The 11,208-nt window shown below is 53.3% G+C and carries 11 protein-coding genes and 1 pseudogene; 11 read left to right on the top strand and 1 reads right to left on the bottom strand.

All coding sequences use genetic code 11. From position 1 onward, the window contains the following. Positions 1 to 140: 140 nt before the first annotated feature. The 3 genes from ACT8X9_RS10850 to ACT8X9_RS10840 all read left to right on the top strand — a co-directional run bounded on the left by ACT8X9_RS10850 (position 141) and on the right by ACT8X9_RS10840 (position 2,176). Positions 141 to 1,334, top strand: coding sequence for a Fic family protein (locus ACT8X9_RS10850; RefSeq protein ID WP_444268994.1), 1,194 nt, complete (start codon positions 141 to 143; stop codon positions 1,332 to 1,334). Between the two features lie 21 nt (positions 1,335 to 1,355). Continuing rightward, positions 1,356 to 1,787 carry a (deoxy)nucleoside triphosphate pyrophosphohydrolase gene (locus tag ACT8X9_RS10845; RefSeq protein WP_444268993.1) on the top strand — a complete coding sequence of 144 codons (432 nt, stop codon included), beginning with the start codon at positions 1,356 to 1,358 and terminating at the stop codon, positions 1,785 to 1,787. 137 nt (positions 1,788 to 1,924) lie between these two features. Continuing rightward, positions 1,925 to 2,176, top strand: a complete 252-nt coding sequence (locus ACT8X9_RS10840) for a DUF6061 family protein (protein WP_444268992.1) — start codon at positions 1,925 to 1,927, stop codon at positions 2,174 to 2,176. Between the two features lie 131 nt (positions 2,177 to 2,307). Here the strand turns inward: ACT8X9_RS10840 and ACT8X9_RS10835 are convergent, their stop codons facing one another. Next, entirely contained in the window at positions 2,308 to 3,174 is an 867-nt protein-coding gene (locus ACT8X9_RS10835; protein ID WP_444268991.1) for an AraC family transcriptional regulator, read from the bottom strand. 298 nt (positions 3,175 to 3,472) lie between these two features. Here ACT8X9_RS10835 and ACT8X9_RS10830 point away from each other — a divergent pair, with 298 nt between their 5' ends. The 8 genes and pseudogenes from ACT8X9_RS10830 to ACT8X9_RS10795 form a co-directional block, all read left to right on the top strand. Further along, a complete protein-coding gene (locus ACT8X9_RS10830; RefSeq protein ID WP_444268990.1) occupies positions 3,473 to 4,054 on the top strand; it encodes an extracellular solute-binding protein in 582 nt (193 codons plus the stop codon). Positions 4,055 to 4,099: 45 nt separating this feature from the next. Then, complete coding sequence (locus tag ACT8X9_RS10825; protein WP_444268989.1) at positions 4,100 to 5,479, top strand: ParB/RepB/Spo0J family partition protein; 1,380 nt, start codon at positions 4,100 to 4,102, stop codon at positions 5,477 to 5,479. A gap of 309 nt (positions 5,480 to 5,788) precedes the next feature. Next, positions 5,789 to 6,145 (top strand): DUF7768 domain-containing protein, encoded by a 357-nt coding sequence (locus ACT8X9_RS10820; protein ID WP_182431229.1) that lies wholly within the window; start codon positions 5,789 to 5,791, stop codon positions 6,143 to 6,145. Further along, the gene (locus tag ACT8X9_RS10815; RefSeq protein WP_444268988.1) at positions 6,132 to 7,217 is read left to right on the top strand and encodes a DNA cytosine methyltransferase; all 1,086 of its coding nucleotides are present in this window, start codon (positions 6,132 to 6,134) and stop codon (positions 7,215 to 7,217) included. The genes ACT8X9_RS10820 and ACT8X9_RS10815 overlap by 14 nt, the downstream gene beginning before the upstream one ends. A 4-nt stretch (positions 7,218 to 7,221) precedes the next feature. Further along, entirely contained in the window at positions 7,222 to 7,935 is a 714-nt protein-coding gene (locus ACT8X9_RS10810; protein ID WP_444268987.1) for an antirestriction protein ArdA, read from the top strand. Positions 7,936 to 7,949: 14 nt separating this feature from the next. Further along, entirely contained in the window at positions 7,950 to 8,999 is a 1,050-nt protein-coding gene (locus tag ACT8X9_RS10805) for a hypothetical protein (protein WP_444268986.1), read from the top strand. Between the two features lie 91 nt (positions 9,000 to 9,090). Next, entirely contained in the window at positions 9,091 to 9,561 is a 471-nt protein-coding gene (locus tag ACT8X9_RS10800) for a PcfB family protein (RefSeq protein ID WP_444268985.1), read from the top strand. Further along, positions 9,558 to 11,171: pseudogene (locus ACT8X9_RS10795) on the top strand (VirD4-like conjugal transfer protein, CD1115 family); the annotation flags it as partial. The gene ACT8X9_RS10800 and the pseudogene ACT8X9_RS10795, both read left to right, overlap by 4 nt. Positions 11,172 to 11,208 lie beyond the last annotated feature (37 nt).

Raw genomic sequence — 11,208 nt, 5'->3', positions numbered from 1 at the left:
TTGCGTGGCTGTGCCACGGGAATTTTGACGGAAAGTATGGAAAAAAAGTTTGTTCGGCCTGTTTCGGTTGACTTTTTTATAAAGAATCGATATATTGATACTATATAGTATCAATAAGTATCAACTGCGAGGTGGACAGAATGGATGGGGCACAGTTTGCCAAAATGCTTTCAGATAAGCATTTGTTTGAACTCAATCGGATGGAATACAAGTACTCGACTGTCAGCGTCAAAGAATTTGCCGAATTGCTGCGGCAAAACTTTGCGCAGCCTCTGCCGTTGACTGATTTTTCTGGAAATAAGCTGTTTTACCTGCCGAACCTCGCGCAAATTTCAACAAATGGTATGAAGCAGTTGCTCTCTGTCCCTGTCAGTGGACAAAACTTCGGTTTGTCGGCGATGACCGAGGAAATTTATGCTACTTTTCAAATTGAAAGTATCCGCTCGACCCGCAGCAGTATCCGTTATATCCTCGATGGTTATGCCCCTCGTGATGAACAAGAAGCTCGCATCTATGGTATGAAGCGCGGACTGGAGTTTATCGCGAATCGTCAGAATAGGATCACCGAGGAGAATCTGCATCACCTATATCAGATCAGCACAGGGGATTATCTCCCGGATGAAGATCGATTACTGCCAAACCACTTTTATCGGCATGGCGAGGTTTTTATTGTGGGCGGTGAAGAACCCAGACCGGGACTTCCGGCAGAGCGGCTTCCCGGTGCTATGAAATGTCTTGTCGATTTTGCGAATGCCAATGACGGCATCAATGAGCTGCATAAGGCTGCCATTCTGCACTTTGCTTTTGCATACTACCACCCCTATTTTGACGGGAATGGACGCACTGCACGGCTATTCCACCTCTGGTATCTTGTTCAGCAGGGCTATCCTGCGGCACTGTTCACGCCGTTTTCTCGATACATCGCTGAAAACAAGGACGCATATTACAAATCCTACGAACGCGTGGAGAGAAATGCTCTGATTTCCGGCTATACGGATGTGACTCCCTTTCTGTTCTACTTCTGCAATGAGGTCTATAACCGCCTGCAGGTGGATGCAGTCCCGCCGAAAACTGATCTTCAGGTATATCAAACTGCTCTTGCGGAAGGAAAAATCACAGAAAAAGAACGGCTGCTCTGGGAGTATGTTCTGTCTGCTTATGGTGCAGAGGAGTTTACCACAAAGCAGCTGGAAAAGGATTTCCGAAACGCTGCGTATGCAACCATTCGGACGTTTGTGATGAAATTCCATGAGATGGGACTGCTTACTGCAAGAAAAGCAGGAAACAGGGTGTTCTATCGTGTCGGTGGGACTTCTGACGGTCGGCCATTATAATGAATCCAAAAGGAGAATGTTATGAAAACGATTCGTGTTGTGGCCGCTGTGATCTGCGACTCCATGCAGGAAAAGCGCAAAATCTACGCTACCGCCCGCGGTTATGGTGACTACAAGGGTCAATGGGAGTTTCCGGGTGGCAAAATCGAGCCGGGTGAAACCCCGCAGCAGGCTCTGAAGCGGGAAATTGAAGAAGAACTGGACACGGAAATCGCCGTGGAGGATTTAATTGGTACAATCGAATACGATTATCCGGCGTTTCATCTTTCCATGGACTGCTTCTGGTGTGAAGTGGTTTCCGGCGATCTTGTTCTGAAAGAAGCGGAAGCTGCGCGGTGGCTGACGAAGGAGGAGTTTGATTCCGTTCCGTGGCTCCCGGCGGATCAGACCATTTTGGATGTTATCAGAAGCTCAATGCACCAAACAATGAAAATCCGAACCTTTTCTCGATAGGAGAAGGGTTCGGATTTTTTGTGTTCTTTGGAAAACAGAACGAATCCCTTGCTTCCATCGAAAAACGTCCTAGACCTTATCATAAGAAAGCACGACAGACCACTGTAAGAGTGCCGTAAGGCAGAAAGGACACAAACATGAAGTATGATGAAAGCGTTTGCAAATACAACATGGACACCGGCTGCGTGGAGCTGCTGCTCCGGGATGGGAGAAAGATTTCCATCGACTGCACCGGGGTCGAGGATGCGCTGGATGTGACTATGGCGCAGAGGGTGGAGTTAGATTATCTCATCTATAATGACCCGCTAGGCTATGCGGATTTGATTCTGAATGGCGATCCGGAGAAATACTTGAAAAACGTAACCGGGAGCCATGGGTTAAAAGATTAAACGCAAACAAAAAACAGGGTGCGCCCTGAATGAACAGCACCCCATTTGTCCGACAGGATTCGGTCTGACAAATGGGGTGCTTTTATATGTCGGAAAAACGAAAGGCGTATAGCGGAGAATGAGACCAATTTTTATAGTGCAAAATGTTTTGCACGATAGTCCCGTGGGCTGATGCCATATACATTTTTGAACGCACGGGAAAAGTGAAGCTGATTGGGATAGCTGACCATGGTGCTGATGGTGCTGATGGGAAGGCGGCTTTCAGTCAGCAGCTGTGCCGCCCGTGCCATGCGGTAGTGCAGCAGGAACCCCTGTGGGCTTTCGCCCATGGTATCTCGGAACACCTTGCTGAAATAGCTGCGGTTCAGTCCGCAGGAGGAGGAGATGTCCTCGATGGAAATATCTTCGCTGTAATGCTGCTCTATGAAGGACAGAGCCTCCTTCATATAGAAGTCCCGCAGGCGGCGGGGACTTTGTGCCTGATGGGAGGCAGAGGACTGTACAAGCTGATCCAGAAACAGAAAGCCGTAGCCGATCTGACGCATGGGGCTGTCCTGACTGTGATTTACCAGGAAGAGCATCTGCTCTTGCAGCAGCTGTCCGGCTTTGGTGCTCGCAGGCGAGTACACCGGGTTCTGTCCGCTGATGCCTGCAAGGTTCAGGGCTTCGTGGGCACGCAGACCGTCAAACTCGATCCATGTGTATTCCCACGGCTCCTGTTCATCGGCACGGTAGGTAGTGACCTCACCCGGAGTGATCAGAAAACCATGCCCGCCCTCGATGGCGTATTCCTGTCCGTTTGCAAGCAGAAGCCCTTTGCCGGAGATGACATAGTGGAACAGATAGTGGTTGCGGGCATAGGGACCATAGGAGTGCAGAGGCTCTGTCTGCTCCCAGCCATATTGGTATAAGTTGAGATCGACGAATCGCTCATCCTGAAACACATGGAACTTGAATTTTGTTTCCGTTGATACGTTTCTTTTTGTACATTCTTGCATACAATATGCCTCCTGCCCGCTTTTTCTTATTATATACCAAAATGCGTTATGACTTCAACATAATTCGCAGTATTCCTTCAAATTGAGATATAACAAGTCGCATTTTTGCATTTACGAAACCACTGGCAGATAGTATAATAATGGCACAACAAGAGAAAAGAAACTGTGCAATGTGATGGCGCACAAAATTTTCTCACTGCTTTTGTAAGAGCTGACAAAAGCAAGAAAAATCGACCCGGCCGGTGCGACACAGTACGAAGATCACCCTACGGAATAAGGACTTTGGAGGAGAACAAAAATGAAGATCTCTCGCAGACAATTCGTAAAGGCAATGGCAGCAATGAGCGCCGCATCCATGCTGGCAGCCTGCGGCGGCAGCAGCGACAACGGTTCTTCCGGCGGCAAGAAGGCACTGACCTTCCAGATCTGGGACGTTGCACAGAAGGAAGGCATGGAGGCTATGTGTGCCGCCTACACCCAGCAGCACCCGGAGGTCAGCATTGAGGTGCAGGTCACCAGCTGGAACGAATACTGGACCAAGCTGGAGGCCGCAGCCACCAGCAACCAGATGCCGGATATTTTCTGGATGCACACCAACGAGCTGCTGAAATATGCCGACAACGGGATGCTGGCAGATTGCACCGACATTGTGGAGAAGGACAAGTTCTCGGAGGTCTCGCTGTCCAACGCCATGGGCTCCAATGGTACCCTGTATGCAGTCCCCAAGGACAAGGACACGGTTGCAACGGTGTACAAAGGGAACATAATAAAAAACTTAATAATGGACTGCCAATCTTACACAAAGTACCGCCCAAACGAGACTACGGGCGGTATTTTTGTATCATGGCGGAGAAAGGAGGAACTTCCCACGGGGGCTTGACTGAAAAGTTGAGCCTCTTTTTTCATGCAAAAAAACAGGAGGTAAATGCTTATGGCAGATGATAAAACCACAAAAACGCCGGAACAGCCGGTAACGGATAGCGGGCCGGGCAAGGAAACGCCTCCCGCTCCCCCAAAAGAGCCGGAGAAGGTTTCCGTTTCTCCGGAGCCGGAAAAAAAGACGGAACCGGAGGTAAAGAACCCGCAGGTTTCCGTCTATAACTTCGCTGAAATTATGAAGGAAAAGAAGGTCGAGGAACGGGCGGCAGCTCCCAGCGGGGAAAAGCCTGCCCCGGCAAAAACGAAAAAACCGGAAAAGCAGCCGGAGGCTCCGAAGAAAGCGGAGGAAAAACCCAAAGAGCCGGAACAGCCGAAGCGCCGGGGCCGTCCCCCGAAAGCAGATAAGGACAAGGCCGCAACCCCGAAGCCCGAAGCTCCCGCACAGAAACCGGAAAATGCGGTCAAAAAGGAACCGGAGAAAAAAACGGCGCCAACGGTACAGGCCGCTCCCGCTCCGAAGGAACCCGAAAAACCGAAGGATGCACCACGCCGGGGCAAGGAACAGATCGTCTATATCAAGCTGAACGAGCTTCACGCCTTCAAGAACCATCCCTTTGAGGTTCGGGATGATGAAGAAATGCGGGCTATGGTGTCCAGCGTCAAGGACAAGGGCGTGACCCAGCCCGCTATCGTCCGTCCCCGTGAGGATGGCGGCTATGAGATCGTGTCCGGCCACCGCCGCCAGAAGGCCAGCGAGCTTGCCGGATATGCGGATATGCCCTGTATTGTTCGCAATCTGACGGACGATGAAGCCATCACGCAGATGGTCGAGGACAATCTCAACCAGCGTGAAGAAATCCTCCCCAGTGAGCGGGCCAAAGCCTTGAAAATGCAGCTTGAGGCCATCAAGCACCAGGGCTCCCGCACTTCGGGCCAGATTGACCCGAAGGACGCAGGAAAACGCTCCAACGAAATTGTAGCCGAGCGCAATAAGATGGCGGTCAAGCAGGTGCAGCGGTATATCCGGCTCAATGAGCTGGTTCCCGACCTGATGAAGCTGATGGATGAAAAAAAGCTGGGCTTTACTACGGCGGTGGAGCTTTCCTATATCGGCAAGAAGAACCAGAACTATATCGCCGTCGCCATTGACAGCCAGCAGTCCTCGCCTTCACAGGCGCAGGCAAAGCGTATGCGTGAGCTGGACGAAAAGAAGCTGCTCAACGGGGATGTGATTGACGGCATTATGATGGAGGACAAAAAGGAGGTAGACAAAGTGATTTTGACAGGTGCGGAACTGAGCAAGTATTTCGGCAAGGAAACTACGCCGAGGGAAATGAAGGACCAGATCATCAAGCTGCTGGACGACTGGAAGGGTCAGCAGAAGGAACATGAAAAGCCGGAGAAGAAAACCGAACAGGAAAAGTAAGCCCAAACTTCGGGTCAGCATGGCCCGAGGATTGCGGGGCTCTGCCCCGCGCCCCGAAGCTCTGGAGATATAAATTATTCCCCGTCGCCAGTTATTCCGTAGCATAGCCGGGAAAATCAGTCAAGGGCAGCGCCGCCGCAGGCGGTGCCAGAGGCACCCTTGACGGATTTCTCCCGGTTATGCTTTTTCCCGGTCAAGCGACGGGGATATAAATTCTCCAGAGCCGTTCCCCTTCCCGGGGGAAGGGGCGGAGGGGTTGGGCGAACTCTTGCTTTTCCCTAAACCAAAACAGAAATGGAGGCTCAACCAATGAAACGACCTTTAGCATACCTGACCGCCGCATGGAGCGGCGAGCCGGATGTTGATATGGAGCTGGCGGCCCACTACTGCCGTCTTGCTTATGAGGTGGGCTTTTCCCCGATCTGCCCGCTCTTGTATCTGCCGCTGTTTTTGAATGACAGCGTTCCCGAGGAACACAAGGCTGGGATTGATATGCGCCGGGATATGCTGCGGCGCTCCCACACCCTGATTGTCTGCGGCAGCGCTGTGGACGAGGATGTAAAAAATGATATTGCGGTTGCCGGGCGGCTGGGCATTGCGGCGACCACACTGGAAGGGGTGCTTGCCGTGAAGGGACACGGCACCCCGGGCCATGCCGGACATTAAGCTGGGAAGCCTTTTCGACGGGATTGGCGTGTTCCCTCTGGCTGCTTCCCGGTGCGGTATCCGTCCGGTATGGGCCAGTGAGATTGAAAAAGCGCCCATCTCCATAACCAAAAGGCACTTTCCCGACATGGTGCATTTGGGGGATATTACGAAGGTGGACGGCGGGAAAATCCCGCCGGTCCATGTGATAACCTTCGGCTCTCCCTGTCAGAACCTTTCTCTGATCGGCAACCGCTCCGGCCTTGCCGGGGCAAAATCAAGCCTGTTCTATCAGGCGTTTCGTATCATACAGGAAATGAGGGATGCTACTGATAACCTATATCCAGCTATCGCTGTTTGGGAAAACGTCATGGGAGCGTTTTCTACAAATGACCGGATGGACTTTAGAGCCGTCTTATCCGCCTTCTCGGACACCGAAGTTCCAATGCCTCCTTCGGGAAGATGGGGAAACGCCGGAATGGTGCGAGGGGGAACGCCTGATGTGTGCTGGCGGCTCATGGACGCCCAGTATTGGGCAGGCACCCGAAGGCTGGCACGAAGGCAGCGGATTTTCGTCGTGGCGGATTTTGGAGGCAGACGTGCCGCAGACATACTATTTAAGCCCCGTCCAATGCTCCCACTTCCTCCGCCTTGCGGAGAGGGCGGGTGGGCCGCCGCCGAAGGAGATCGAACAGCTTCTTTTGAAACAGGGCGGCAGATACCAGTCATCCACCCCTTTCAGTGCTTCCGTATGCGGGGAGCGGCAAAAAGGCAGGAAGAAACGGCCTTCCGAAACAGCTTCGGATTACCAACTGACCCTTTTCCCACTCTTTTAGCCAGTGATGTAACGCCCTTTGCCTTCTGGTATGAGGGCGACCCGAAGGGCGGCTGTATCCGTTTTCTGACGGAAACGGAAAGCGAACGGCTGATGGGGCTGCCAGAGGGCTGGACAAAGTACGGGGCGGACGGCGTGGAGATCCGGCCTCTGCAACGCTACAAGGCACTGGGAAACGCGATTGCCCTCCCTTGCGCCGATTACATTATGGCCGGGATCTATGAGGTGCTGGCTGACCGGGCCGGAAAGGAGGAATGAGCCCATGTTTGAAGCCTATATAACCAATACAGCCCTATACCCCTTAATGGGGATTGAGGTAGGGACAACGGTACATTTCCCCATGACGACACAGGAGTTGCAGGCCGCCCTTGCCAAAATCGGGATAGACGGGAAACGGTACAGCGAAGTGTTCTTTACCAGCTTTGACAGTGATGTGCTGGGGCTCTACGATTATCTCTACGAATGTGAGAACATCGACGAGCTGAACGAGCTGGGCCACGCCCTGCTGGAAGTACGGGATAAGGGCGGACTGGAAACCTTTGAAGCCGCTCTTGTCTTGGGAAACCACACAAGGAGCGTGAAGGATTTGATAAACCTGACGCAGAACCTTGACCTTTACCGCTTTTACCCGGATATTTCCGATGATGAAGGGCTGGGCCGTCTTTACGCCGACGAGCTTGGGACTATCGACATACCGGAGCACATTCAGAACTACTTCGATTATGAGGCATACGGGCGGGATGTGCGTATCAACGAGGGCGGCGTATTCGCTCCCGGTGGGTATGTGTCGGCAGTCCCGGAGGGCTTCAAGGAGTATTACCACGGGCCGCAGGACATTCCGCCGGAACACCGGATATTTGCCTATCCTGAAAAGGCCGAGCCTGTCCACTCCATTCTCGCTACACTCAAACGGTTTCAAGAAGCCCCACCCGCTCCGAAAAGGGACAAGGCGGGGCCTTCTCATGAAGAACGGTAAGACTTCGGGCCAGCATGGCCCGAAGCATAAAGGAGGTGCATACCATCAACTATTACCCTATCAATGAAGGAGCCGCCCGCCGGGCAAAAGAAATGAACAGCTTTTCCGACTACAAGGGAGGGAGCGCAACGGCGGAATACCGGGCAATGGTGGACAAGGCCGCCGCCATAGCGGAAAAGCAGAAATCCCGGGTGGACCCCATGTACCATGAGAAGATCGACCATCTGTTAGACACCTACGCCCGCAAGCTGGCCGAAAACATGAACCAAGGCTTTGCCATTGACGCGAGGGTTCCCTCTGTGCTGATCGCCGGGCCTTCCAATTTCCCGGTGGGAAAGAAGGAAAAACAGAACCGGGCGCGGGACAGCAACATGGAGGAATGGCGGCATATTCAAGGGCTGCTGGATAAGATACGCAGCACCGGCATGGGCGGGATCAGCGCCGATGACCCGGCAGCGATTGAAAAGCTCCAGAAGAAGCTGGACGGGCTGGAACGCTCCCAGCTCATTATGAAGGAGGTCAACGCCTATTACCGCAAGCATGGCAAGCTGGACGGCTGTGCGCTGCTGTCGCCGGACCAGATTGAAAAGCTGAAAGCAAGCATGGCGTCAAGTTGGCGAAGCGACCCGAGGCCCTTTGAAAGTTACCAGCTAACCAACAACAATGCGGAGATCCGCCGGGTAAAGGCCCGTATCGAACAGCTTTCCAAACAGGCACAGCAGGAATTTTCCGGCTGGGAGTTCGATGGGGGTCGTGTGGAAATGAACCGGGAGGACAACCGCTTGCAGGTGTTCTTTGACGGAAAGCCTGACGCGGACACCCGGGTCGAGCTGAAAAGCAGCGGCTTTCGTTGGGCTCCCAGCGTGGGCGCATGGCAGAGGCAGCTCACGGACAACGCCATCCGGGCGGCTGACCGTTTGGAATGTATCAAGCCGCTGTCCGGCGAAAAGCCCTCCCAGCTTCAAAAGAAGCCCTCTATCTTGCAGACTATGCGGGAACAGGGCGAAAAAGTCCAGACGGAGCCGGAAAAGAAAGCTCCGTCCGGCAGGGATGCCGAGCGGTAAGCCTCGGGCCACATTGGCCCGAGGTTTTCTGTTCCCCGAGATTGTACGGGGGCCTCCCGGATAGCGGGAACCCCGACGGAAAGGAGGTTTTATGCAGGAAGAAGTAAACCAAAAAACGGTTGCCCTTTCGATCAGGACAACGAAGCTCACGGGAAAAGTGCTGGCTGCCGCTCTTGGAAAGGTGGCGCGGGCGGCGCAAAAGCACCACCGGAAGGCGCTGACCCCGCAGGGACGCCAGAGCGTAAAAAAGCTGATGAACCACTATGGCGGCAAAAGCGCCATGCCCTATGTGGGAGCCCCAAAGGATTTTGACCGGATCGCGAAGGAGTTCCATGTGGACTACGCTTTCCATAAAGTGAGCCCCGGCCATTACCTGCTGTTTTTCAAAGCCAATCAGGCGGACGCTATCACGGCGGCCTTCCAGAAGTACAGCGCAAAGGTGCTGAACAAAGAGCAGGACAAGGCTTCCATCCTCGGCCAGCTTCGGAAATTCACGGAGCAGATCAGGACACAGGCAAAGGAAAAGCAGCGGACCAGAGAGGCGGTGAAGGACGGACGTTGAGTGACAAGATCAGAAAATATGTGCTCCCAAACCTGCCGTACCTCTTTGTGTTCTGGTTCTTCTCCAAAATCGGGACGGCCTACCGGATTGCCCCCGGCACAGACTTCTGGACAAAGCTCATGGGGATGCTCGATACCTTCCCCAAAGCCTTTGAAACCTACTGGCCGGGGCTGGGCGGTATTGACCTGCTGGTGGGTCTTGCCGGTGCGGCTGGGGTGTATCTGCTGATACAGTCAAAGATCAGGCAGGCGAAAAAATTCCGGCGGGATGCGGAGTACGGCACCGCCCGCTTTGGAACAAAGGAGGATATAAAGCCGTTTGTAGACCCTAAATTTCAGAACAATGTCATTCTGACCGGGACCGAGTTCCTGACCATGAACACCCGTCCGAAAATACCCGCCAATGCCCGGAACCTAAACGCCTGTGTCATCGGCTCGTCCGGTTCGGGTAAGACAAGGTTCTGGCTGACCCCGCAGCTCCTTCAAGCTCATTCCTCGTATGTGGTGGTAGACCCGAAGGGCGGCACCCTCGATCAGTGCGGGCGGTTCCTGCAACGGGAGAAATACAGGGTGCGGGTGTTCAACAGTATCGACTTTTCAAAATCCATGCACTACAATCCGCTGGCCTATATCAAGACGGAAAGCGATGTTTTGAAATTCGTTACTGCTCTGATCGCCAACACCAAAGGCGACGGCAAGGAGGGCGACGAGTTCTGGACTAAAGCTGAAACCCTCTTGTACTGCGCCCTTGTGGCCTACATAGTCTTTGAGGGGCCGGAGGAAGAACGCAACATGAATACGCTGGTGGAAATGATAAACAGCATGGAAGTCCGGGAGGATGACGAAACCTTCAAAAATGCGGTGGACTATATGTTTGACGGGCTGGAACGCCGCAGCCCCCAGCACTTCGCCGTGAGGCAGTATAAGAAATACAAGCTCGCCAGCGGCAAGACAGCCAAAAGCATCTTGATTTCCTGCGGTGCAAGGCTGGCTCCCTTTGATATTCCCCAACTTCGGGAGATCATGTCTTATGACGAGCTGGAGCTGGATAAGCTGGGGGATGAAAAATCAGCGCTGTTCTTTCTTATCAGCGACACGGACACCACCTACAACTTTTTGGTTGCCCTCGCTTTTTCGCAGATGTTCAACCTTCTGTGTGAACGGGCTGATAACACCTATGGCGGGCGTCTGCCCTACCATGTGCGGGTGCTATGGGACGAGGCTGCCAACACCGGACAGGTGCCGGGGCTGGAAAAAATCGTGGCTGTCATCCGCTCCCGTGAGATCAGCCTGACGCTTTTTTATCAGGCAATGAGCCAGTGCAAGGCATTGTACAAAGACCATTCCGAAACCATCATGGGAAACATGGACAGTATCGTGTTCCTCGGAGGCCGGGAGGCTTCCACCCTAAAGGATATTTCGGAAAACTGGCTGGGCAAGGCCACCATTTCCATGCAGACCGAGGGTCGCAGCCGTGGACAGTCTGAAAGTTACAGCCAGAATATGCAGCGGCTTGGCCGGGAACTGATGACCACCAGCGAGATCACCACCATGCCCGGAGATAAATGTATCTTGCAGCTTCGGGGGCTCCCGCCTTTCCTGTCCCCGATGTAAGACTTGAACAAGCTCGCGTATTACAAGTACACAG

Origin of the sequence: Faecalibacterium sp., assembly GCF_052358865.1 — a bacterium.
In the GTDB taxonomy this organism is placed as follows: domain Bacteria; phylum Bacillota; class Clostridia; order Oscillospirales; family Ruminococcaceae; genus Faecalibacterium; species Faecalibacterium butyricigenerans.
This window is presented reverse-complemented; position numbering and strand designations above follow the sequence as displayed.